21 protein-coding genes are annotated in these 24352 nt (G+C 66.1%); 17 read left to right on the top strand and 4 right to left on the bottom strand.

The window, feature by feature from the left end:
- Positions 1-19: 19 nt before the first annotated feature.
- The 10 genes from EC845_RS07645 (at position 20) to EC845_RS07690 (ending at position 12586) form a co-directional block, all read left to right on the top strand.
- Positions 20-712 carry a transposase gene (locus EC845_RS07645; RefSeq protein WP_123296818.1) on the top strand — a complete coding sequence of 231 codons (693 nt, stop codon included), beginning with the start codon at positions 20-22 and terminating at the stop codon, positions 710-712.
- A 191-nt stretch (positions 713-903) separates the two neighbouring features.
- On the top strand, positions 904-5706 hold the full coding sequence (locus EC845_RS07650) for a glutamate synthase-related protein (RefSeq protein ID WP_123296820.1): 4803 nt from the start codon (positions 904-906) through the stop codon (positions 5704-5706).
- A 100-nt stretch (positions 5707-5806) separates the two neighbouring features.
- On the top strand, positions 5807-7285 hold the full coding sequence (locus tag EC845_RS07655) for a glutamate synthase subunit beta (protein WP_123296822.1): 1479 nt from the start codon (positions 5807-5809) through the stop codon (positions 7283-7285).
- 242 nt (positions 7286-7527) lie between these two features.
- Positions 7528-8349, top strand: coding sequence for an ABC transporter ATP-binding protein (locus EC845_RS07660; protein ID WP_123296825.1), 822 nt, complete (start codon positions 7528-7530; stop codon positions 8347-8349).
- On the top strand, positions 8346-9128 hold the full coding sequence (mlaE, locus tag EC845_RS07665) for a lipid asymmetry maintenance ABC transporter permease subunit MlaE (RefSeq protein ID WP_123296826.1): 783 nt from the start codon (positions 8346-8348) through the stop codon (positions 9126-9128). The genes EC845_RS07660 and mlaE overlap by 4 nt, the downstream gene beginning before the upstream one ends.
- A 71-nt stretch (positions 9129-9199) precedes the next feature.
- Positions 9200-9691 carry an outer membrane lipid asymmetry maintenance protein MlaD gene (mlaD, locus tag EC845_RS07670; RefSeq protein WP_123296828.1) on the top strand — a complete coding sequence of 164 codons (492 nt, stop codon included), beginning with the start codon at positions 9200-9202 and terminating at the stop codon, positions 9689-9691.
- Between the two features lie 52 nt (positions 9692-9743).
- On the top strand, positions 9744-10517 hold the full coding sequence (locus EC845_RS07675) for a VacJ family lipoprotein (RefSeq protein WP_123296830.1): 774 nt from the start codon (positions 9744-9746) through the stop codon (positions 10515-10517).
- A gap of 161 nt (positions 10518-10678) precedes the next feature.
- Complete coding sequence (locus EC845_RS07680) at positions 10679-11335, top strand: phospholipid-binding protein MlaC (protein WP_123296832.1); 657 nt, start codon at positions 10679-10681, stop codon at positions 11333-11335.
- Between the two features lie 36 nt (positions 11336-11371).
- On the top strand, positions 11372-11692 hold the full coding sequence (locus tag EC845_RS07685) for a lipid asymmetry maintenance protein MlaB (protein WP_123296834.1): 321 nt from the start codon (positions 11372-11374) through the stop codon (positions 11690-11692).
- Positions 11693-11875: 183 nt separating this feature from the next.
- Positions 11876-12586, top strand: a complete 711-nt coding sequence (locus EC845_RS07690) for a TetR/AcrR family transcriptional regulator (protein WP_123296836.1) — start codon at positions 11876-11878, stop codon at positions 12584-12586.
- Here the strand turns inward: EC845_RS07690 and EC845_RS07695 are convergent.
- A complete protein-coding gene (locus EC845_RS07695; protein ID WP_233597979.1) occupies positions 12550-13110 on the bottom strand; it encodes a queuosine precursor transporter in 561 nt (186 codons plus the stop codon). The two genes, EC845_RS07690 and EC845_RS07695, sit on opposite strands and share 37 nt — an antisense overlap.
- 103 nt (positions 13111-13213) lie before the next feature.
- Between EC845_RS07695 and EC845_RS07700 the strand changes: the two genes are divergently transcribed.
- Positions 13214-14419 (top strand): glycerophosphodiester phosphodiesterase, encoded by a 1206-nt coding sequence (locus EC845_RS07700; RefSeq protein WP_233597980.1) that lies wholly within the window; start codon positions 13214-13216, stop codon positions 14417-14419.
- Positions 14420-14448: 29 nt separating this feature from the next.
- On the opposite strand, the gene EC845_RS07705 is transcribed toward EC845_RS07700, so the two are convergent.
- Both EC845_RS07705 and EC845_RS07710 read right to left on the bottom strand, forming a co-directional pair.
- Entirely contained in the window at positions 14449-15789 is a 1341-nt protein-coding gene (locus EC845_RS07705) for an MFS transporter (RefSeq protein WP_233597981.1), read from the bottom strand.
- Positions 15786-16907: a 5-methyltetrahydropteroyltriglutamate--homocysteine S-methyltransferase gene (locus tag EC845_RS07710; RefSeq protein ID WP_123296837.1), complete on the bottom strand. Its 1122-nt coding sequence runs from the start codon at positions 16905-16907 to the stop codon at positions 15786-15788. The genes EC845_RS07705 and EC845_RS07710 overlap by 4 nt, the downstream gene beginning before the upstream one ends.
- A gap of 393 nt (positions 16908-17300) precedes the next feature.
- On the opposite strand from EC845_RS07710, the gene rutA reads away from it, so the two are divergent.
- The 4 genes from rutA to rutD all read left to right on the top strand — a co-directional run bounded on the left by rutA (position 17301) and on the right by rutD (position 20474).
- On the top strand, positions 17301-18416 hold the full coding sequence (gene rutA, locus EC845_RS07715) for a pyrimidine utilization protein A (protein WP_123296840.1): 1116 nt from the start codon (positions 17301-17303) through the stop codon (positions 18414-18416).
- 12 nt (positions 18417-18428) lie between these two features.
- Positions 18429-19232, top strand: a complete 804-nt coding sequence (gene rutB / locus EC845_RS07720; RefSeq protein WP_123296841.1) for a pyrimidine utilization protein B — start codon at positions 18429-18431, stop codon at positions 19230-19232.
- Between the two features lie 61 nt (positions 19233-19293).
- Complete coding sequence (gene rutC / locus EC845_RS07725; RefSeq protein ID WP_123296843.1) at positions 19294-19692, top strand: pyrimidine utilization protein C; 399 nt, start codon at positions 19294-19296, stop codon at positions 19690-19692.
- Positions 19689-20474, top strand: a complete 786-nt coding sequence (gene rutD / locus EC845_RS07730; protein ID WP_123296845.1) for a pyrimidine utilization protein D — start codon at positions 19689-19691, stop codon at positions 20472-20474. The genes rutC and rutD overlap by 4 nt, the downstream gene beginning before the upstream one ends.
- Here the strand turns inward: rutD and rutR are convergent.
- Positions 20471-21133: an HTH-type transcriptional regulator RutR gene (rutR, locus tag EC845_RS07735; RefSeq protein ID WP_123296847.1), complete on the bottom strand. Its 663-nt coding sequence runs from the start codon at positions 21131-21133 to the stop codon at positions 20471-20473. The two genes, rutD and rutR, sit on opposite strands and share 4 nt — an antisense overlap.
- 116 nt (positions 21134-21249) lie before the next feature.
- On the opposite strand from rutR, the gene EC845_RS07740 reads away from it, so the two are divergent.
- Together EC845_RS07740 and EC845_RS07745 are read left to right on the top strand one after the other, a co-directional pair.
- Positions 21250-22488, top strand: coding sequence for a nitrate/nitrite transporter (locus EC845_RS07740; RefSeq protein WP_233597982.1), 1239 nt, complete (start codon positions 21250-21252; stop codon positions 22486-22488).
- Between the two features lie 254 nt (positions 22489-22742).
- A complete protein-coding gene (locus EC845_RS07745) occupies positions 22743-24284 on the top strand; it encodes an acetyl-CoA hydrolase/transferase family protein (protein ID WP_123296851.1) in 1542 nt (513 codons plus the stop codon).
- Positions 24285-24352 lie beyond the last annotated feature (68 nt).

Here is a 24352-nt window from a genome sequence, read left to right on the forward strand (position 1 = left end):
CATTTCACGATCATTTGCCATGGCCCGCCTTCCCCGACTCGCTCTTGCCCATCATGTCCACCATGCCATCCAGCGCGGCCACGGCGGCCAGCCGATTGCACACGACGACACCGACCGGGCGCAGTGGCTGGCGCTGCTGGGTGACAGTGCCCAGGCCTGCGGGGTCGACCTCCATGCCTATGTGCTGATGCCCGATCACTTCCACCTGCTGGCCACGCCCGGCAGCGACGACGGCCTGCCGCGGCTGATGCAGGCCCTGGGGCGCCGCTACGTGCGTCACTTCAACACGCGTCACGGGCACCGGGGCACCCTCTGGGAGGGCCGGTACAGGGCCACCATCGTCGATCCCCGGACCTACCTGCTGCCCTGCATGGTGCACATCGACACCAACCCGGTGCGGGCGGGCCTGGTGGCCCGGGCCGACGACTATGCCTGGTCGAGTTGCCGCCACTACGTGGGACGGGAGCCTTCGCGGCTGCTGAAGCCCCACCCCGAGGCCTGGTCGCTGGGCAACACGCCTTTTGCACGCGAAGCCGCATACGCCGAAATGGTGCGCGAAGGGTTGGACGAGCGCCTGCAGGCCACCGTGGCCGAGGCTGCGCTGCACGGCTGGGCGCTGGGAAACGAGGCTTTTGTTGCATCGCTGCAAAAGCTCACCGACCGGCGTCTGGTCAAAAACAAGCCCGGGCGGCCGGTCTCCGTGCCCCGCTAGATTCACCGTTCAGTTCACATTCCCTTGTTTTCAAAGGGGTTTGCTTCTCAATTTAATCTGTCCCTATTATTTCTCCGAGGGAAATACACGGATTTTTAATGGGTTCTGACCCCAATTTTTGAGCTTGGCATGGCTGTTGCGATCGTCTATTCTTGCTATTCCCACGAAGAATTCACCGAAAGAGTGTGACTATGACGACGCAACACGACGTGCCCGCCGGCGCGAGCTCCGCGCATGCCGCGACGGCCCTCAGCGACCACCAGGACGAACAACTGGATTACCTGAGCCGCAATGGCCTGTACGACCCCACGCAGGAGCATGACGCCTGCGGCCTGGGCTTCGTGGCCCACATCAAGGGACACAAGACCCACGCGATCGTCACCCAGGCGCTCAAGATCCTCGAGAACATCGACCACCGCGGCGCCGTGGGTGCCGACAAGCTGATGGGCGATGGCGCCGGCATCCTGATCCAGTTGCCCGACCAGCTCTACCGCGAGGAAATGGCCAAGCAGGGCGTGACCCTGCCGCCGCAGGGCGAGTACGGCGTCGGCATGATCTTCCTGCCCAAGGAACATGCGTCGCGCATGGCCTGCGAACAGGAGATGGAGCGTGCCGTCAAGGCCGAGGGCCAGACGCTGCTGGGCTGGCGCGACGTGCCGGTCAACAAGGACATGCCCATGTCCCCCAACGTGCGCAAGACCGAACCCATCATCCGCCAGATCTTCATCGGCCGCGGTTCGGACGTGATCGTGCAGGACGCGCTCGAGCGCAAGCTGTACGTGATCCGCAAGACGGCCAGTGCCAACATCCAGCGCCTCAAGCTCAAGCACAGCAAGGAATACTACGTTCCGAGCATGTCCAGCCGCACGGTCATCTACAAGGGCCTGCTGCTGGCCGACCAGGTCGGCACCTACTACATCGACCTGCAGGACGCCCGCTGCATCTCGGCCGTCGGCCTGGTGCACCAGCGTTTCTCGACCAACACCATGCCCAAGTGGCCGCTGGCCCACCCGTACCGCTACGTGGCGCACAACGGCGAGATCAACACCGTCAAGGGCAACTACAACTGGATGTGCGCCCGCGAAGGCGTGATGGCCTCGCCGGTGCTGGCCGACGACCTCAAGAAGCTCTATCCCATCAGCTTCGCCGGCCAGTCCGACACCGCCACGTTCGACAACTGCCTGGAACTGCTGGTCATGTCCGGTTACCCCATCGGCCAGGCCATGATGATGATGGTGCCCGAGCCCTGGGAGCAGAACGAAGGCATGGATGCCCGCCGCCGCGCGTTCTACGAATACCACGCCGCCATGATGGAACCCTGGGACGGCCCCGCCGCCCTGGCCTTCACGGACGGCCGCCAGATCGGCGCCACGCTCGACCGCAACGGCCTGCGTCCCGCCCGTTTCCTGGTGACCGACGACGACCACGTCATCCTGGCCTCGGAATCCGGCGTGCTGCCGGTTCCCGAAGACAAGATCGTGCGCAAGTGGCGCCTGCAGCCCGGCAAGATGCTGCTGATCGACTTCGAACAGGGCCGCATGATCGACGACGACGAGCTCAAGGCTCAGCTCGTCAACGCGCGCCCCTACAAGCAATGGGTCGAGAACCTGCGCATCCGCCTCGACGACGTCGAGGGCGATGCCAAGGCACCCAGCAGCGACGTGCCCCTGCTCAACCGTCAGCAGGCCTTCGGCTACACCCAGGAAGACATCAAGTACCTGCTGGCCCCGATGGCGGCCAACGGCGAAGAGGGCATCGGTTCGATGGGCAACGACAGCCCGCTGGCCGTGCTGTCGTCGAAGAACAAGCCGGTCTACAACTACTTCCGCCAGATGTTCGCCCAGGTGACGAACCCGCCCATCGACCCGATCCGCGAAGCGATCGTGATGTCGCTGGTCTCGTTCGTGGGCCCCAAGCCCAACCTGCTCGACATCAACCAGGTCAACCCGCCCCTGCGTCTCGAAGTGTCCCAGCCCATCCTGGACTTCGACGACATGAAGAAGCTCAACAGCATCGAGTCGCTGACGCATGGCAAATTCCGCAGCCACCGCCTGAGCATCACCTATCCGGTGAGCTGGGGCCGTGAAGGCGTCGAAGCCAAGCTGGCCTCGCTGTGCGCCGAAGCCGTCGATGCCATCAAGGGCGGCAGCAACATCATCATCGTCAGCGATCGCGACATCGATGCCGACCACGTGGCCATCCCGGCCGCGCTGGCCCTGTCGGCCGTGCACCAGCACCTGATCCGCGAAGGCCTGCGCACCAGCGTCGGCCTGGTGGTGGCCACGGGCTCGGCCCGCGAGGTGCATCACTTCGCCGTGCTGGCGGGCTACGGCGCCGAAGCCATCCATCCCTACCTGGCGATGGAAACCCTGGCCGACATGCACCAGTCGCTGCCGGGCGACCTCAGCCCCGAGAAAGCCATCTACAACTATGTGAAGGCGATCGGCAAGGGCCTCTCGAAGATCATGTCCAAGATGGGCGTGAGCACCTACATGAGCTACTGCGGCGCTCAGCTGTTCGAAGCCGTGGGCGTCAACACCGAGACGGTCGAGAAGTATTTCACCGGCACGCCCAGCCGCGTCGAAGGCATCGGCGTGTTCGAGCTCGCCGAGGAAGCCATCCGCGTGCACAAGTCGGCCTTCGGCGACGACCCCCTGCTCGAGACCATGCTCGATGCCGGCGGCGAATATGCCTGGCGGACCCGCGGCGAAGAGCACATGTGGTCGCCCGACGCGATTGCCAAGCTGCAGCATTCGACGCGCGCCAACAACTGGAACACGTACAAGGAGTACGCCCAGATCATCAACGACCAGAGCCGTCGCCACCTCACGCTGCGCGGCCTGTTCGAGTTCAAGATCGATCCTTCGCGCGCCATTCCCGTCGAGGAAGTCGAGTCGGCTGCCGACATCGTCAAGCGTTTCGCCACGGGCGCCATGTCGCTGGGCTCGATCAGCACCGAGGCCCATGCCACGCTGGCCATCGCCATGAACCGCATCGGCGGCAAGAGCAACACCGGCGAAGGCGGCGAGGACGAGAACCGCTACCGCAACGAGCTCAAGGGCATCCCGATCAAGACCGGCGCCACGCTGCGCAGCGAGATCGGCGCCGAGCACGTCGAAGTCGACATGCCGCTGCAGGCCGGCGATTCGCTGCGTTCGCGCATCAAGCAGGTGGCTTCGGGACGCTTCGGCGTGACGGCCGAGTACCTGGTGTCGGCCGACCAGATCCAGATCAAGATGGCGCAGGGTGCCAAGCCCGGCGAAGGCGGCCAGTTGCCCGGCGGCAAGGTCACCAACTACATCGGCAAGCAGCGTCATTCGGTGCCTGGCGTGGGCCTGATTTCTCCGCCGCCGCACCACGACATCTACTCGATCGAGGATCTGGCACAACTGATCCACGATCTGAAGAACGTGGCGCCGCATGCCAGCATCAGCACCAAGCTGGTCTCCGAGATCGGCGTGGGCACCATCGCCGCAGGCGTGGCCAAGTGCAAGAGCGACCACGTGGTGATCGCCGGCCATGACGGCGGTACGGGCGCCTCGCCCTGGTCGTCGATCAAGCACGCCGGTTCGCCCTGGGAAATCGGCCTGGCCGAAACCCAGCAGACCCTGGTGCTCAACGGCCTGCGCAGCCGCATCCGCGTGCAGGCCGACGGCCAGATGAAGACCGGCCGCGACGTCGTCATCGGCGCACTGCTGGGCGCCGACGAGTTCGGTTTCGCCACGGCGCCGCTGGTCGTCGAGGGCTGCATCATGATGCGCAAGTGCCACCTCAACACCTGCCCGGTCGGCGTCGCCACGCAGGATCCGGTGCTGCGCCGCAAGTTCAGCGGCAAGCCCGAGCACGTGATCAACTACTTCTTCTTCGTGGCCGAAGAAGCGCGCCAGATCATGGCGCAACTGGGCATCCGCAAGTTCGACGATCTGGTCGGCCGTGCCGACCTGCTCGACACCCAGAAGGGCGTGGCCCACTGGAAGGCTCGCGGTCTGGACTTCTCTCGCCTGTTCGCCGTGCCGACGCCGCTGATGGGCACGACCCTGTACCACACCGAGTTCCAGGACCACGGTCTCGACCGCGCGCTCGACCAGTCGTTGATCCAGAAGGCCCGTCCGGCGATCGAGCATGGCGAGAAGGTCAAGTTCATGGAAGTGGCGCGCAACGTCAACCGCACGGTGGGCGCGATGCTGTCCGGTGAAGTCACCCGCCACCATCCCGAAGGCTTGCCGGACGACAGCATCCGCATCCAGTTCGACGGCACCGGCGGCCAGTCCTTCGGCGCGTTCCTGGCACGCGGCATCACGCTCTACCTGATCGGCGAAGCCAACGACTACACCGGCAAGGGCCTGTCCGGCGGACGCGTGGTGGTGCGGCCCAGCCTGGACTTCCGCGGTGCGGCGCACGAGAACATCATCGTGGGCAACACCGTGATGTTCGGCGCGACGAGCGGCGAGTCCTTCTTCTGCGGCGTGGCCGGCGAGCGTTTTGCCGTCCGCCTGTCGGGTGCCACCACGGTGGTCGAAGGCACGGGCGACCACGGTTGCGAGTACATGACCGGCGGGACGGCCGTGGTGCTGGGCAAGACCGGACGCAACTTCGCGGCCGGCATGTCGGGCGGCGTGGCTTACGTCTACGACGAGGACGGCACCTTTGCCCAGCGCTGCAACACCGCGATGGTCGCACTCGACAAGGTGGTGCCGCAGGATGCGCAGGAAGCCGGCGACGACCACGGCACCTGGCACCGCGGCAAGACCGACGAGGAACAGCTCAAGCAACTGCTGCAGGACCACCTGCGCTGGACCGGCAGCAAGCGTGCGCGCGAACTGCTCGACCACTGGGCGCAGGCCCGTGCCCGCTTCGTCAAGGTCTTCCCCAAGGAATACAAGCGTGCCCTGGGCGAGATGCATGCACGCAACCTGGCGGCCGAGGCGACAGCCAAGGCCCTGGCCGAGACTCGCGCAGCCGAGGTCACGCCGACCACGGCCGACGCCAAGTAAGCCGACGAGGCCGCCCTGCGCGGCCAGGCCCGTCCTGCAGCGGCACTGCGGACGGGCCGCCCCACGAGAAGACAAGAAAGAACACTGAAAGGAAAGAGCCATGGGCAAAGTCACTGGCTTTCTGGAATACGAGCGCATCGAAGAGGGCTACAAGCCCGTCGAGGAGCGTCTCAAGCACTACAAGGAATTCGTGATCGGACTCGAGTCCGAGCAGGCCAAGGTGCAGGGTGCCCGTTGCATGGATTGCGGGACGCCGTTCTGCAACAACGGCTGCCCGGTCAACAACGTGATTCCCGACTTCAACGACCTGGTCTATCGCCAGGACTGGAAGAGCGCGATCACGGTGCTCCACAGCACCAACAACTTTCCGGAATTCACCGGCCGCATCTGCCCCGCACCCTGCGAGGCCGCCTGCGTGCTCAACATCAATGACGATGCGGTCGGCATCAAGTCGATCGAGCACGCGATCATCGACCGTGCCTGGAGCGAAGGCTGGGTCCAGCCCCAGATCGCCAAGCATCGCACCGGCAAGCGTGTGGCCGTGGTCGGCGCCGGCCCGGCCGGCATGGCCGCTGCCCAGCAGCTCGCCCGCGCCGGTCACGACGTGACGCTGTTCGAGAAAAACGACCGTGTCGGCGGCCTGCTGCGCTACGGCATTCCCGACTTCAAGATGGAAAAGAGCCACATCGATCGCCGCGTGGCGCAGATGGAAGCCGAAGGCGTGACCGTGCGCACCGGCGTGGCCGTGGGCTACGCCCAGGACACGCTGGGCAAGGACTCCAAGGTCACCAACTGGGCCAAGGAAGTCGTGACGCCCGAGCAGCTCGACGCCGAGTTCGACGCCGTGCTGCTGACCGGTGGTTCCGAGCAGTCGCGCGACCTGCCCGTGCCCGGCCGCGAGCTGGCCGGCGTGCACTTCGCCATGGAGTTCCTGCCGCAGCAGAACAAGGTCAACGCGGGTGACAAGTTCAAGGGCCAGATCCGTGCCGACGGCAAACACGTGATCGTCATCGGCGGCGGCGACACCGGCAGCGACTGCGTGGGCACGAGCCACCGCCACGGCGCGGCCAGCGTGACGCAGTTCGAACTCATGCCCATGCCGCCCGAGTCCGAGAACAAGTCGCTGACCTGGCCTTACTGGCCCTACAAGCTGCGTACCAGCTCCAGCCATGACGAAGGCGGCGTGCGCGAATTCGCCATCGCCACCAAGGAGTTCATCGGCGAGAAGGGCAAGCTCACCGGTCTGACCACCGTGCAGGTCGAGTTCAAGGAAGGCAAGTTCGTCGAGGTGCCCGGCACCGAGAAGACCTACCAGGCCGATCTCGTGCTGCTGGCCATGGGCTTCGTGCATCCGGTGGCCGCCGTGCTCGAGGCTTTTGGTGTCGAGAAGGACAACCGCGGCAACGCACGCGCCACGACCGATTTCACCGGGGGCTACGCCACCAGCGTGCCCAAGGTCTTCGCGGCCGGCGACATCCGCCGCGGTCAGTCGCTGGTGGTCTGGGCCATCCGCGAAGGCCGCCAGGCCGCCCGGTCGGTCGACGAGTTCCTGATGGGCTACTCCGACCTGCCGCGTTGACGCCCGCGAGCCTGTGCATCTGCGCAGGTTCGAGGCTGTCGATCACCGGCGGATCCCGGTCTTCCGTGTCCGCCCCCGGCTGTCCGGGGCTGGAAAACACGACGGCGTACAGCGCTCCAAGCGCTGTACGCCGTCTGCTTTTTGGGGCATTACATTTCCGAAATTGGCGGAGTCGCAAAAAATCGTATCATCGTCCCTTACTCCCACCGGCTGAGCATGATGATGCCGGCAACTGCAAGCTGATGACATCAACCAACGATTCCGCGCTGATCCAGTGCCGCAACCTGACCTTCGGGTACGGGGAGCGGACCATTCTGAAGAACCTGAGCTTCGATGTGCTGCGTGGCCAAGTGACGGCCCTGATGGGGGCGTCCGGCGGCGGCAAGACCACCGTGCTGCGTCTGATCGGGGGCCAGGCCCATGCGCAATCCGGCGAACTGCTGTTCGACGGCCAGGACGTCGGCCGTCTCGACGCCCGGGGGCTGTACCAGGCACGCCGGCGCATGGGCATGCTGTTTCAGTTCGGCGCCTTGTTCACCGACATGTCGGTCTACGACAACGTCGCTTTCCCGCTGCGCGAACACACCGATCTGCCCGAAGAGCTGATCCGCGACATCGTGCTGATGAAACTCAATGCCGTCGGTCTGCGGGGCGCGCGTGATCTCATGCCCAGCGACCTGTCCGGCGGCATGGCACGCCGGGTGGCGCTGGCCCGCGCCATCGCACTGGATCCCGAGCTGATCATGTACGACGAACCGTTCGCGGGTCTGGATCCGATCTCGCTGGGCACGTCCGCGCAGTTGATCCGCCGGCTCAACCGGGCGCTGGGACTGACCACCATCCTGGTCTCGCACGATCTGGAAGAAACGTTTGCCATTGCCGACCAGGTGATCATCCTGGCCAACGGCGGCATCGCCGCGCAGGGCACGCCCGAAGAGGTTCGTGCCAGCACCGATCCCCTGGTGCAGCAGTTCGTCCAGGCGCGGCCCGACGGCCCCGTGCATTTCCATTACCCAGGGCCCAGCGTGGCCCAGGATTTCGGTGTGCCCGGAGGTCAGGCATGAGTTGGTGGAATCCTTCGGATGTCGGTTTTGCGGTTCGCAGCAAGATCGCGGACCTGGGCGCGGGTGCCCGTCTTTTCTGGCAGTTGCTGGCGCAGGGCCGCGGCATGCTGCGGCGTTTCGGCCTGGTGGTCGACCAGGTCCATTTCCTGGGCAACTATTCGCTGGTCATCATCGGCATCTCGGGCCTTTTCGTCGGCTTCGTGATGGGACTGCAGTTCTACTATGCGCTGGGCCGTTACGGCTCTTCCGACGCGCTGGGCCTGCTGGTCGCGTTGACGCTGGTGCGCGAGCTCGGGCCGGTGCTCACGGCGCTGCTGTTCACCGGCCGCGCGGGTACCTCGCTCACGGCCGAGATCGGCCTGATGAAATCGGGCGAACAGCTTTCGGCCATGGAGATGATGGCCGTGAACCCGGTGGCCCGTGTGCTGGCGCCGCGTTTCTGGGGCGGCGTCATCGCCGTGCCGCTGCTGGCCGCGATGTTCAGTGCCGTGGCCATCATCGGCACCTGGGTCGTGGGCGTGCAGATGCTCAACGTCGACTCCGGTTCCTTCTGGGGGCAGATGCAGTCGGGTGTCGATGTCTGGACGGACATCGGCAACGGTCTCATCAAGGCCGTGGTGTTTGGCCTGGCGGTGACCTTCACGGCCCTGTTCCAGGGCTACAACGCCACGCCGACGCCCGAAGGCGTGTCGCGGGCGACCACCCGGACGGTGGTGATCGGTTCGCTGGTGGTGCTCGGTCTCGACTTCGTACTCACCGCCCTGATGTTCAGTTTTTGATTCACGCTGGTTTCCAGCATGTCCGGCCGCCGGGTCCCAAGGCCCCGACGGCCGCAATGGAGTAAGAATTTATGCAACGCTCACGCCACGATATCTGGGTCGGGCTTTTTGTTCTGCTGGGTGCCGCCGCCATCGTGTTCATGGCACTCAAGGCGGCCAACCTGCTGACGCTGAACTTCGACAGCACCTACGCCATCACCGCGCGCTTCGACAACATCGGCGGCCTCAAGCCCGGCGCCGCGGTCAAGAGTGCCGGCGTGAACGTCGGCCGGGTCGACAACATCCAGCTCGACGGCCAGACCTACCGGGCCAATGTCACGCTGGCCATGCGCAACCAGTACCACTTTCCCAAGGACAGCTCGTTCAAGATCCTGACCAGCGGTCTGCTCGGCGAGCAATACATCGGCGTCGATGCCGGATACGAGGACGAGCAACTGGCGGCGGGTGCGGTCGTGAACCAGACCCAGTCGGCCGTGGTGCTCGAAAACCTGATCGGCCAGTTCCTCTACAACAAGGCTGCCGAGGGCGGTTCGTCGGCCGATACGCCGGCCGCGAAGCCCTGACGGGCTCCCCCTCGTACAATTCCGCCATCCCGGTAGACCGACAATGACTGCAATGAAAACGACCGAGCAACCCGTCCAGCACCTGCGCAAGGCTGCACTGTGCCTGTTTTTGCCGCTGGCCCTCGGGGCTTGCGCGACGGGGCCGAACGCCGATCCGCGCGATCCGCTCGAGCCCTACAACCGCACCATCTCCAAATTCAACGATGCGGTGGACGACAACATTGCCCGTCCCGTGGCGCAAGGTTACGTGAACGTGGTGCCGTCGCCCATCCGCACGGGTGTGAGCAACTTCTTCGGCAACCTCAGCGACATGTGGTCGACGGTGAACAACCTGTTGCAAGGCAAGGGCCAAGCGACCACCGACAGCTTTTTCCGCGTGGCGACCAATTCGGTCTTCGGCATCGGCGGCTTGATCGACGTGGCCACGCCCATGGGCATTGCCCGCCACAAGCAGGACTTCGGTCTCACGCTGGGCCACTGGGGCGTGCCGACGGGTCCGTACTTCGTGCTGCCGCTGCTCGGCCCCTCGACCATTCGCGACACCGCTGCACTGCCTGTCGATTCGTGGGGCAACCCGATCGGCCAGATCAACGACATCCCTTGGCGCAACAGCCTGACGGGCGGCCGGATCCTGGATGCGCGTGCGCGTCTGCTCAATGCCACCGACCTGCTCAACACGGCGGCGCTGGATCGGTATTTGCTGACACGCGATGCTTACCTGCAACTACGCACGGTGGGCAAGAATGGCGAAGTTCAGTACGACAACACCGACTACAGTGTGGATGACTCGGCACCTGGACCGGCACCCGTGACCGTCGCCCCCTGATTCTGGCGCCGACGGTGATCCGGGCCAGCCGGATTCACGGCTGTTCGGGAACATCCGTCGACAAAACGCAGTCTCAAACATGGGGTGGATGCCCCTGTTTGCCTGCAATGTCTTCCACGACATGACCGGGAGCTCGAACTCCCTCTCAAGAAAGCAACAACATGAACCGTCGTTTATTCCATATTCTTTCTGCCGCGCTGATCGGTTCGGCTTCGCTGTGGGGCGGTGCCGCCATGGCGCAGCAGGTCGAGGCACCGGATGCCATGATCAAACGCCTGTCGACCGAACTGCTCGACATCGTGCGCAAGGACCCCGGCCTGAAGGCGGGCGACGTGACGCAGGTGATGTCGGTCGTCAACGAAAAGGTGATGCCGCATGTGAACTTTGCACGCATGACGGCTTCGACCATTGGCCCGTCGTGGCGCAATGCGACGCCGCAGCAGCGCACGCAATTGCAGGATGCCTTCAAGAACCTGCTGGTGCGCACCTATGCGGGTGCACTCAGGCAAGTCGGCAACCAGACGCTGGCCGTGCGGCCGCTGCGCGCTGCGCCGTCCGACACCGAGGTCGTCGTCAACAGCGAACTCCAGGGCGGTCAGGCCGGTCCGGTGCAGCTCGACTATCGCATGCAGAAGATGGCCGACGGCTGGAAGGTCTACGACATCAACGTGATGGGCGTGTGGATGGCGGACTCCTACCGCAGCCAGTTCGCCCAGGTGGTCAACAATTCGGGCATCGATGGCCTGATCAAGCAGCTCAACGAGCAGGCGGCCCGCCAAGGCACGTCGGCTCCCGCTGCCGCCGCTGCCAAGCCCTGATGACGACGACGGCCTGAACGGCCCTGGAGCAAACCCATGAGCGTGTCCACCGAATCCCATGCCCCCGCCGCGCCCCTGGTGCTCCCTTCGGAGCTGACCCATGCGCAGGGCAGCGACGCGCAACGCATGCTGGCGCAGGCGATGCGCGCCCAGCGCAGCGGTGCGGTGGTGCTGGACGGCTCGCAACTGCGGCGTTTCGATTCGACCGCGCTGGCGGTGATCCTGGCCTGCCGCCGTACGGCCCAGGAAGCCCGGCTGGATTTCAGGGTGCGCAATCTGCCCCCTTATCTGCTCGAGCTCGCGGTGCTCTACGGCGTGGACGAACTGGTCGACGTGCAGCAGCCCGCCGCCGCCTGAGTCGAGGCTGCGCCGGCTGGCGCGGCGCGGTTCGGCAGGCTGCCGGCTACCACGAAACGTGTGCCCGCCCGGCTTCCCGACCTAGGGCTTGCGCTAACAGGATTTGAGTGCGTTCCCTATAAAGTAGCGTCACAGCGCGGTCGTTTGCCGCGCTTTGGGCGTTTACGCGAGAGGGCACGTTGCATGAGTAAAAAGCCGCCGCGTCGTACTGCGGAGCGCATACTCGAGGTTGCGCTGGACTTGTGCAATCGGTTTGGGATGACCAATGTCTCGACCACGCAGATTTCGTCCGAGATGGGCATCAGCCCGGGCAATCTGTATTACCACTACGCCTCCAAGGACGACCTGATCAACACCCTGTTCGACCAGCATGAGTTCTCCATGCTGGCCGTGCTCAATACCAGCGACCTGGTGCGCGACGTGCCGGGTGCCTGGCAGTTCACCCAGGCCTTGTTCGGCAGCATCTGGCAGTACCGCTTCGTGTACCGCGACCTCAATCATCTGCTGGCCAACAACCACCGCGTCGAGACGCACATGCAGGAACTGCTGGCGCACAAGAAGGCGGCTCTGCTCGAAGTGCTGGTGACGCTGCAGCGCGCGGGTACGTTGCAGCTGCAGCCCCGCGATGCCGACAGCCTGGCCGCCAGCATGGTGCTGGTGCTGATGTATTGGCTGAGCTACGAATACGTGCGCGACCCGCGACAGGCGCTCGAACCCGACAGCGGTCCGGCGGCCATGCAGCGCGGAACGGTTCAGGTGATGGCCCTGATGGCGCCTTATCTGCCGGCGTCCTCTCGCCAGCAACTCGACGAACTGGTGGTCAGCCAGATGAACTGCCCGGCCAGCCTGCCTTCGGCTCAGGACGCCGACGAAGGCCGCCAGGCCTGGAGATGACCGAGCATGTAGCGATAGGGCGCCAGCAGCACGACTGCCATGGCGAGCTTGACCAGCATGTCGCCCAGGGCCAGGGTCAGCCAGTTAAAAGCCGTGCCGGCAAAGGCAATCGAAAAGAACACCAATGTGTCGATCACCGACGCGGCAGCCGAGGCCGCCAGCGGCGCCTTCCACCAACTGGCCTGCCGCAGGCGGTTGAACAGGGCGATATCCAGCCCCTGCGCCACGATGAAGGCCGTACCCGAGGCCAGGGCGATGCGCCAGGGGGCCACGGCCAGCGACAGCAGGATGGCGACGGCAAAGCCGATCCAGGCGACTCGCCGGGCCGCCGCGGGGCCGACGGCGCGATTGGTGAGGTCGCACACCAGGAAAACCAGAGGGTAGCTGAATGCCCCCCATGTCAGCCAGGCAGTGATGGGAAACTGCACCAGGTAGTTGGACAGCGCAATGACCAGCGCCATGGCCGCCACGGGCGGCCAGAGATGGGCGATCGAGAGGTGGGAGGAGCCGGGCTGACGTGTCATGTCGACATTGTCGTTTAATCGATCCTGAACGCTTGCAAAAGAAGGGATGCGCATGGGGTTGCCTGGCCGAAAGTCACCGGTTCCAGCCGGCTGGCGCAGTGCGATGATCGCTTTGGCGTGGGGCACCGTGCTGGCCTCCGCCATGCCGTCGGCGCGCGGCGAGTCCCTGGCCGCGGGCTGCGGCCTGCCCCGGCCCTGGCATGTTTCCGGCGGCGACGACTGGCCGCCCGTGCCGGCGGTGTACGCGCATCGCGGCGCTTCGGCCCTGCGGCCGGAGCATACGCTGGAGGCCTACCGGCAGGCGATTGCGGACGGTGCCGATGTGATCGAGCCCGATCTGGTCATCACGCGCGACGGCGTGCTGGTGGCGCGTCACGAGAACGCGCTGGCGGTGCTGGGGCCAGATGGCCACGTGGTGGAGGCGACCACCGATGTCGCCGAGCGGCCCGACTACGCCGACCGACGCACCACGAAGACCGTCGACGGCCGGCGGGTCAGCGGCTGGTTCGCCGAGGATTTCAGTTGGGCCGAACTGCAGACCCTGCGGGCGCGCGAGCGCATCCCGGCCATCCGGCCCGCCAATGCGCGTCTGGATGGCCGCTATGGCATCCCCTCGCTGCAGCAGATCGTGGATCTGGTCCGCAGCGAATCGACGCGGCTGGGCCGTGCGATCGGCATGGCGCCCGAGACCAAACATCCGACGTACTTCCAGTCCATCGGCATGCCGCTGGAAGAGCCTCTGGTGGCATTGCTCGAGGCGAACGGACTCAACCAGGCGGATGCGCCGGTGGTGATCCAATCGTTCGAGGTCGCGAATCTGCAGGCGCTGCGGCAGCGCACGCCCGTGCGGCTGGCGCAACTCGTGGGTGCACGGGGCCAGCCGTACGACTTCACGGTGGCAGGCGACAGCCGAAGCTACGCCGATCTGCTCACGCCGGAAGGGCTGGCGGCCATGCGCCGTTATGCCGATGTGCTGGCGCCCGTGAAATCGCTGGTCCTGGGGCCGGAAGCCGTGGCCCGCGGTGGCGCGGCCTCCGAGCTGGTGGCGCGGGCCCACGCGGCCGACCTGAGTGTGGTGGTGTGGACCTTGCGGCCCGAGAATGCCTTCCTGCCGGCGGCGCTCAAGGGCGAACCGGTGGGCGACGACACAGTCAGGGGCCGGGGCGAAGCCGAGGTGGTCGCCTATCTGCGCGCGGGCGTCGACGGGGTGTTTGCCGACGACCCGGGTGTGGCACGCCGGGCGGTGGACGCCGCCGCGGGCACGGCGAAGAGCGCCGCCGCCGCAGCGTGCGGCTCCGGACGGCGGTAGGCGGCTGCAGCGGGTGCAGCCTTTTGCGGTCAGCTGCGGGCCGGTGCCGAGCCGATCGTCAGCGCTGCCGCAGCCGGGCGATGCAATGCCCAGACACAGCAGGCCGCCAGCAGCAGCGGCAGAGCCAATGCACCGAAGTAGGCCGGACGCGACCAGTCGGCTGCGATGAGCAGACCGGCCAGGGCCGGGCCGACGGTGGCGCCCAGGCGTCCGATACCCAGGGCAAGACCGGTGCCCGAGGCCCGCACGGCCGTCGGGAACACGGCGGGCGCCAGGGCATAGAGACCGATCATGCTGCCGAACATGAAGCAGCCGATGACCAGGGTCAGCGCCATCAGGCCGTTCAACCCGGCGTGCGTGCCGCCGAACCACACCACGCTGCCGAAACACAGCACCAGCGCCGCCGTGGTCACGCGCAGCAGGCCCAGGCGCGGCGACAGCAGGCCGAGCAGCAGACCGCCGGCGATGCCGCCGAGGTTCATCAGCACCGCCCCCGAAATGCCTTGCTGGACCGACCGGCCCATGCTGACCAGCACCTTGGGGGTCCAGTTGACCAGAAAGTAGAACGACACCATGAGCAGAAAATAGCTCAGGCACACCAGCACGGTGCTGCGGGCCATGCCTAGGCGAAACACCTGCGCCATGCCGGTACGGGGTGCGCGGGCGGCCGCAGCGGGCAGGGCGGTCACGGTCTGCAGCCCGAGCTTGGTGCGCAGGCGGTTGTAGCGCGCCAAGGCGCCGGGCGGCCGGCGCGCGAGCAGGAAGTCGAGCGACTCGGGCATGGCGGCCATGACCAGCGGCAGGGTCAGCGCCGAAGCGGCTGCGCCGTAGAGGAACACCGCGTGCCAGCCCTGGTTGGCGATGATCCAGGACGAGGCCAGGCCACCCAGCATGGCCCCGATCGGATAACCGATGGCCATGAAGCTGATGGCCAGATCGCGCCGGCGGTCGTTGGCGTACTCGGCCACCACGGTGTTGATGCCGGCCAGGATGCCGCCCATGCCCAGGCCGGTGAAGACCCGGAGGGCGAGCAGCTGTTCGAGGTTCTGGGCCAGCGCCGTCGCGGCCATGCCCAGTGTCAGGATGACCAGGCATCCGAGCACGATGCGGCGGCGTCCCAGGCTGTCGGCCAAGGGCGAGATGAAGATCGAACCCAGCACCATGCCGGCCAGCCCGGCGCTGAAGACCAGGCCGAGCTGGGCGGGTGTGAGCGACCACTCCGCTGCAATCGAGGGGCCTGTGAAGGCCACGGCCAACACGTCGAAACCGTCGATCATGCTGATGAGCACACACAGGGCGATGGCCACGATCTGGAACGGGCGCATCGGTCCCTGGCGCAGCGTCGACTGCGCGTCGTCGTGTCGACTCACGCGTCGGCCCAGACTTCCTGTGCGGTCTCGATCACCAGGCGCAGCTTGGTGCGCTGAGCCTCGACGGCGATGTCGTTGCCGTGCACGGTGCTGGAGAAACCGCACTGGGGCGAGAGGGCCAACTGGTCGAGCGGGGCGTAGCGGGCGGCTTCTTCGATGCGGCGCTTGAGGTCGTCCTTCGACTCGAGCTCGCCGAACTTGGTGGTCACCAGGCCGAGCACGGCCAGCTTGCCCTTGGGCAGGAAACGCAGCGGGCGGAAGTCGCCGCTGCGGTCGTCGTCGTACTCGAGGAAGTAGGCGTCGAGGTTCATTTCGGCCAGCAGGGCTTCGGCCACGGGCTCGTAGTTGCCGCTGGCGGCGTGCGTGCTCTTGAAGTTGCCCCGGCACAGGTGGATGCCGAGGATCATGCCTTCCGGCTTGTAGGCCGCGACCTTGTTGATGAACTGGGCATAGCGGTGCGGCAGTTCGTCCGGGTCGTCGCCGCGCTGGCGGGCGGCTTCACGCATCTTCTCGTCGCACAGGTAGGCCAGGTTGGTGTCGTCCATCTGCACGTAGCGGCAGCCGGCGGCGGCCAGCGACTGCAGTTCCTCGCCATAGGCGCGGGCCACGTCGTCGTAGAAGGCCGGATCGAGCTCAGGGTAGTGCTCGCGGCTGATGCCGGCACGGCCGCCGCGGAAGTGCAGCATGGTGGGCGACGGGATCGTGACCTTGGGCGTGCTGCCGGCCGAGACCTGGCTTTTCAGGAACTCGAAGTCGGCGCGCTGGATGTCCTTGACGTGACGCACCTTGTCGACGACCTTCATCACCGGGGGCGCGAGTTCGAGCTTGCCGTCCGGGCGCTGGATGGTGACGGGTTCGCCGCTGGAGACACCGCCGAGCTGGCGCAGGAAGTCGACATGGAAGTACGTGCGGCGGAATTCGCCGTCGGTGATGCTCTTGAGGCCCACGTCTTCCTGGAACTTCACGATTTCGGCGATGGCACGGTCTTCGACGCGGCGCAGTTGCTCGGCATCGATCGCGCCCTTGGCATGCTGTTCACGCGCCTCGAGCAGGTACTGGGGGCGCAGGAAACTGCCGACGTGATCGGCGCGGAAGGGCGGGTTCAGAGGAGTGGTCATGACGGGTCTTGGAATGGGGTTCGCCTGGACAGAGGCCGCCGGCGCCGGGCGTCTGTTATCCAGAACAGGGGCCGTCATTCTGTGAATGACAGGTCATCGATGCAAGATGTATTTTTTCATTCGATCATGAAAAAAATTCAACTGGGGTCGGCGATGCCGGTCGAACGGCGCACGGAAACAGGTCAAGCCGCACCACGACCGGTCGGCTGGCCGGGGCGTTCTGCCCAAATTTGGACCATTTGGTCAGCCAATTTTCGAGAGGGACGAGCAAGTCGTTGAATCCAAAAGGAATTGTCGACTGGCATGGCGCATGCATAGGGCTGGATGTCTGCATGAGTGCACCGGCCCCACGGGCCGGCGCGATGGCCTCTACCCACTCAGGAGCTTTTGATCATGAAGGTTGGCGTTTTCATTCCGATAGGCAACAACGGCTGGCTGCTGTCCGAGACGGCCCCTCAGTACAAGCCCACGTTCGAGCTCAACAAGCAGATCACGCTGGAGGCCGAGCACTACGGCCTGGACTTCGTGCTGTCGATGATCAAGCTGCGCGGGTTCGGGGGCAAGACGGAATTCTGGGATCACAACCTCGAATCCTTCACGCTGATGGCCGGGCTGGCCGCGGTGACCACCAAGATCAAGCTGTACGCGACAGCCGCTTCGCTGGTCATGCCGCCGGCCATCGTGGCCCGCATGGCCTCGACCATCGATTCGATCTCGAACGGGCGTTTCGGCGTCAACCTGGTGACGGGCTGGCAACGGCCCGAGTACTCGCAGATGGGCATGTGGCCCGGCGACGCTTTCTTCGGCACGCGTTACGAATACCTCACCGAATACGTGCAGGTGCTGCGCGAGCTGTGGGGCAAGGGGCAGTCGGATTTCAAGGGACAGCATTTCCAGATGGACGATTGCCGCCTGAGTCCGCGTCCGCAGGGCGAGATGAAGGTGATCTGCGCCGGCTCGAGCGATGCCGGCATGGCGTTCTCGGCCCGGCATGCCGACTACAACTTCTGTTTCGGCAAGGGGCTCAACACGCCCAAGGCGTTTGCGCCCGCGGCCGAGCGGCTGATCGAGGCCACCGAAAAGACCGGCCGCCATGTCAGCACCTACGTGCTGATGATGGTGATTGCCGACGAGACCGACGAAGCCGCGCGTGCCAAGTGGGAACACTACAAGGCCGGGGCCGACCAGGAGGCCATCGCCTGGATGGGGCAGCAGGGCGCGGCGGACACGAAGTCCGGCACCGACACCAATGTGCGGCAGATGACGGACCCGACCTCGGCGGTCAACATCAACATGGGCACGCTGGTGGGCTCGTACGCCAGCGTGGCGCGCATGCTCGACGAGATGGCCGAGGTGCCCGGAACGGAGGGTGTGCTGCTGACGTTCGACGACTTCGTGCAGGGCGTGCACAACTTCGGCGAGCGCATCCAGCCGCTGATGGCCTCGCGGGTCTGTGCCGACACGCCGGTGCCCTCGCGCGCCCGGGCCGCTCTGGCGGCCGCCGCCTGACAGGAGATCGAAATGGCCGCGAATCCGCAAACGACGACTCTGCACAAGACCAACCAGACCCTGACTTCCACCGAACCCGTCGGCGCCCCCGAGGCGGTAGCCGCGCTGGGCACGGGCCGCGCGCTGCTGCTGCCGACCCGGCCCGAGCCGCTGGCGCTGGTGCCTGCGCAGACGGCGCTCATCGTGGTGGACATGCAGAACGCCTATGCCTCGATCGGCGGTTACGTGGACACGGCGGGATTCGATATCTCGGGTGCGCAGGGCGTGATCGGCCGGGTGGCGCAGGCCGTGGCCGCCGCGCGGGCGGCCGGCATTCCGGTGGTGTTCCTGCAGAACGGCTGGGATGCGGCCTATGTGGAAGCCGGCGGCCCCGGCTCGCCCAACTGGCACAAGTCGAATGCGCTCAAGACCATGCGGCGGCGGCCTGAACTGCAGGGGCGCTTTCTGGCCAAGGGGGGCTGGGACTACGAGATGGTCGAGGCTCTCGCGCCGCAGCCGGGCGACATCGTGGTGCCGAAGACGCGCTACAGCGGTTTCTTCAACAGCACGCTCGATTCGACGTTGCGTGCGCGTGGCATCCGCAACCTGGTCTTCACCGGCATCGCCACCAATGTGTGCGTGGAGTCCACTTTGCGCGATGCCTTCCACCTGGAGTATTTCGGCGTGCTGCTCGAGGATGCCACGCACGAACTGGGCGGTGCGCCGATCCAGTCGGCAGCGGTCTACAACATCGAGACTTTTTTTGGCTGGGTGACGCAGGTCGACGCGTTCTGCCAGGCCGTCTCGCCCGCAACCCATGCACGCCGCAGCGCGTGAGTCCGTGCACCGCCGCGTGTGCGTGCCGTGTTTTTGTTTGTTCAGACAGGAGTTTTGATCCATGCCTAAAAAAGCCATCATCCCGCCCGGAACGGGCACGCCGATCGCGCCATTCGTACCGGGCACGCTGGCCGACGGGGTGCTGTATGTCTCGGGAACCTTGCCGTTCGACAAGGACAACAACGTGGTCCATGTGGGCGATGCGGCCGCGCAGACCCGGCATGTGCTGACGGTGATCCAGGGCGTGATCGAGGCCGCCGGCGGCACGATGGAGGACGTGACGTTCAACCACATCTTCCTGCGCGACTGGGCGGACTACGCCGCGATCAACACGGTGTATGCCGAGTTCTTTCCGGGCGTGAAGCCGGCGCGTTATTGCATCCAGTGCGGACTGGTCAAGCCCGAGGCGCTGGTGGAGATCGCCTCGATCGCACACGTCGGCACGCAGGAGCCGTCATGAGCCTGACCTATGACGTGCACGGTCCGGCGGATGCGCCGACGGTGCTGCTGTCGTCCGGCCTGGGCGGTGCGGCCGGCTTCTGGAAACCGCAACTGCCCGCGTTGCTGGAAGCCGGCTACCGGGTGATCGCCTACGACCAGCGGGGCACGGGGCGCAGTCCCGGCGAACTGCCGCGACCCTACAGCATCGCGCACATGGCGCAGGACGTGGCCGAGATTCTGGATCGCACGCAGACGGCCTCGTGCCATCTGATGGGGCATGCGCTGGGCGGCCTGGTGGGCTTGCAACTGGCGCTGGATGCGCCGGCGCGGGTGGCCAGCCTGCTGCTGATCAATGCCTGGTCCAAGCCCAATCCGCATTCGGCCCGGTGTTTCGATGCGCGGCTGGAGCTGCTGGCCCGCAGCGGGCCGAGAGCCTATGTCGAGGCCCAGCCGATATTCCTGTATCCGGCGGCCTGGGCGGCGGCGCATGCCGAGCAGGTGCAGGGCGAGGTCGAGCATGCGCTGGCCCATTTCCCCGGTGCTCAAACCATGCAGACCCGCATCGCGGCGCTGCGTGCGTTCGATGTCGACAGCCGGCTGGGCGACATCGCCGTGCCGGTGTGGGTGGCCGCCGCCATGGACGACGTGCTGGTGCCCTGGACCTGCTCGCAGCGCCTGGCCCAGGGTCTGCCGAAGGCCACGCTCGAGAGCGTGCCGCATGGCGGCCACGCACACAGCGCCACCGAGGCACCGGCCTTCAACGCCGGCATGCTGGCTTTTCTGGCGAAGGTGGCGCGCTAGCCGGCCGGCCGGGGCACAACGCCTCCCAGCGTGATCGCCACCAGATTGGCGACGGTGGATTCGAAGAAATCCGGATCCTGCAGCGTGCGGCCGGTGAGGGCCTCGACCTGAACCGCGAAGTCGGCATAGTGCTGGGTGACCGCCCAGAGGTGAAACAGCAGGTGGTGCGGATCCACCGGGGCCAGTCGGCCCTGGTTCACCCAGGTGCGGATGACATCCGATTTGCACTCGACCAGCAGCCGGAGCTCGTGCGCCAGCTCGTCGCGCAGCAGCGGCGCGCCCTGTACCATTTCCAGGCAGAACAGGCGGGAGGCATGGGGCTGGTCGCGCGACATGGCGAGCTTGCGCCGGATGTAGTCGGCCAGTGCATCCGCCGGATCCTGCTCGGCGCTGAAGTCGCGCAGCGGTGCGAGCCACACCTCGAGCAGCTCGCGCAGCACGCAGACATAGAGATCGTCCTTGTTGCTGAAGTGGTAGAGCAGATTGCTTTTCGACAGGCCCGCGGCGCTGGCGATCTGGTCGACCGAGGTGCCGTGCCGTCCGTAGCGCGAGAACAGGTCGAGCGCGGCACGCATGATGACGGCGCGCTTGTCCCTGACCGACTGTTCCCGGGTGGGGCGAACGGCTTGGACCGGGAGGCGAGGAGGGCGATGGCTCATGCTTCTTCCTAGCGATAGTCGTGCCAGATCCTGCTGGCGCCGTTCCCGAACGCAGGGCGGCTCGTGCTATCTTGGCCCCTGAGATACGCCGTCCTTCCACGCCCTTCCGGTTTGCCATGACACCACCTGTTGCCGCCGCGCCCGCTCGTCGCCGAAACGTTTCGGCCGTGGCCATGCTGCTGGCGCTGGTGGCCGGCTTCAGCCTGAGCCAGGCCTACCGGACGGTCGCGGCGATTCTGGCCGTGCCGCTGCAGAACGAGTGGAACCTGTCGCCGCAGCAGCTCGGCCTGTTCGCGGGCATGTTCCACCTCGCCTTCGGATCGATGCAGATGTTCATGGGCATCGGCATCGACCTGCATGGGGTCCGCCGCACCATCCTGACGGCGTTTCCCCTGGCCATCGTCGGCTCCGGCCTGGCGGCGTGGGCGCCGTCCTATCCCTGGCTGCTGGCCGCGCAGGTGCTGATCGGCATGGGGTGTGCACCGGCTTTCCTCGTGTGCACGGTGTTCATCGCACGGCGATTCCCGACCGAGCGCTTTGCCTCGCTTTCGGGTTTTGCCATGGGCCTGGGCGGGCTGGGCATGCTGTTCACCGGCACGCCGCTGGCATCGCTGGTGCAGGCGTCTTCCTGGCGCATGGGCTTTGTCGTGCTGGGCCTGGCGGCCATGGCGGCTTGGGCCATCATGGCCTGGCTGGTGCACGACCGGCCGGAGCCCGGCGCGGCAGGCGCCGAATCGCTGGGCCAGGCCATCCGCCGTTTCGGCGATCTGCTGCTGCTTCGCCACACCTGGGGCATCGTGGCGCTGGCACTGGTCAGTTATGCCTGTTTCATCGCGCTGCGCGGTCTCTGGCTGGGGCCGCTGCTGGTGCAGCGCCACGGCTTCTCGCTGCTGCAGAGCGGGCATGTGGCGACGGCGGTATCGGTGACGGCGCTGGTCGGCCCTTTGCTGTTCGGCCGGCTCGATCCAGGCGTGCTGCGGCGGCCCTGGATCGTCGCGTTCTCGCTGGTGCTGGCCGTGTTCTATCTGCTGATGGCTTTTCTGGGATCGGTCTGGCTGGATGTCGCCGTGCCGGTGCTGCTGGGCTGTCTGTCGGGCTACGTGGTGTGGCAGTACGCGGATGTGCGGGCCGCTTATCCGAAAGCCATCACCGGCCGGGCGATGGCCGTGTTCACCATGGCGATGTTCTTGGGCGTCGCCTGGGTGCAGTGGCTGACCGGGGCGCTGGCCAGTTGGGCGTCCTCGCTGGGATGGGATCCCTATGCCGCAGTGCTGGGCGGACTGGCCTTGCTGATGGTGGCGGGCGCTGCGGCCTTCGCATGGCTGCCCCAGCCGCCCGCGCAGCAGCCGGCCTGAACCGGCCCTTTCGGCCCTCTCGGCCATTCCGTCCATTGCAGGCGCGGACCGTTTGCCGCCCGATGACAGACTGAATCGTTCGGCCACTCGCCGGTGTCATGGATGCGCCGCTGCTCCGGCCGGATAATCGTCCTCGAGTCCCCGCTCGCCCGTTTTTTGCGGCGGGTTTTCCTTCGGCCCTTGGCCGATGCCGGGAGCGGCAGACCGCGGACGCGACGTCCCCGACGATCCCGAGACAAGAGACAGGTGTTCACATGACCGACCGCATCCAGTACAGCCCTTTCCACGCCCGTGTCATGAGTGCCGACGAAGCCGCTGCCTTCATCCAGCCCGGGGAAACCGTGGCGATGAGCGGCTTCACGGGGTCGGGTTATCCCAAGGTCGTGCCGGCAGCCCTGGCCCGCCACATCGATGCGGCGCACCACCGGGGCGAGGCCTTCAAGGTGCGGGTGCTGACCGGCGCATCGACCGCGCCCGAGCTCGACGGTGCGTTGGCCAAGGTCGACGGGATGAGCCTGCGACTGCCTTTCCAGACCGATCCCGATGCCCGCCAGCGCATCAACGACGGCCGCATGGAGTACATCGACGCGCACCTGAGCCACGTGGCACAGCACACGTGGTTCGGTTTCTACGGCGACATCGACACGGCGGTGGTCGAGGTGTCGGCCATCCGCGAGGACGGCCTGCTGGTGCCGTCCACATCGGTCGGCAACAACAAGACCTGGCTGGACCTGGCCCGGCGCGTGATCATCGAGGTCAACGAATGGCAGCCGGCCGGCGTCGACGGCATGCACGACATCTACTACGGCACGGCCTTGCCGCCGCACCGCAAGCCGATCCCGCTGTCGCATGCTGCAGACCGCATCGGCGACCGCTACCTGCGCGTGGATCCGGCCAAGGTGGTGGCCGTGGTGCGCACCGATGCCCCCGACCGCAACAGCCCCTTCAGTCCGGTCGATGCCACCAGCGAACGCATTGCCGAGCATCTCATCGCGTTCCTCAAGCACGAGGTGAGCCTCGGGCGGCTGCCGGCCAATCTGCTGCCCTTGCAGTCGGGCGTGGGCAATATTCCCAATGCCGTGCTCACCGGACTGGGGGCCAGCGGTTTCCGCAACCTGACGGCCTTCACCGAGGTGATTCAGGACGGCATGCTGGATCTGTTGCGCGAAGGCGTGCTCGAGATGGCCTCGTGCACGGGGTTCGCGCTGAGCCCGCAGGCCAACGAGGAGTTCAAGCGCAACATCGACTTCTACCGCCAGCGCATCGTCATGCGGACGCAGGAGATTTCCAACCACCCCGAACTGGTTCGGCGCCTGGGCTGCATCGGCATGAACGGCATGATCGAGGCCGATCTCTACGGCAATGTCAATTCCACCCACGTGATGGGTTCACGGATCCAGAACGGCATCGGCGGCTCGGGCGATTTCACGCGCAACAGTTTCCTGTCGGTGTTTCTCAGCCCCAGCACGGCCAAGAACGGCTCGATCTCGGCCTTGGTGCCCATGGTCAGCCACGTCGACCACACCGAACACGATGTCTCCATCGTGGTGACCGAACAGGGGCTGGCGGACTTGCGGGGCCTGTCGCCCAAGCAGCGGGCCCGGGTGCTGATCGACCGCTGCGTGCATCCCGACTACCGCGATGCGCTGAGCGATTATTTCGATCGGACCCTGCACACCAGCTACGGGCTGCACACGCCGCACATGCTGGGCGAGGCGCTGTCCTGGCATCAGCGCTGGCTGGACACGGGCAGCATGCGGGCACCGCAGCCGCCCAAGCTGGCTGCGGTGGGCTGATGACCGGCCGGCGTGGGGCCGTGTTCGATGCGAAGCGGCGCCGTGGCCCGGCCGGGCGTGTTGGCCGG

The sequence above is a fragment of the Comamonas sp. BIGb0124 genome (assembly GCF_003752175.1).
Taxonomy (GTDB): domain Bacteria; phylum Pseudomonadota; class Gammaproteobacteria; order Burkholderiales; family Burkholderiaceae_C; genus Comamonas_F.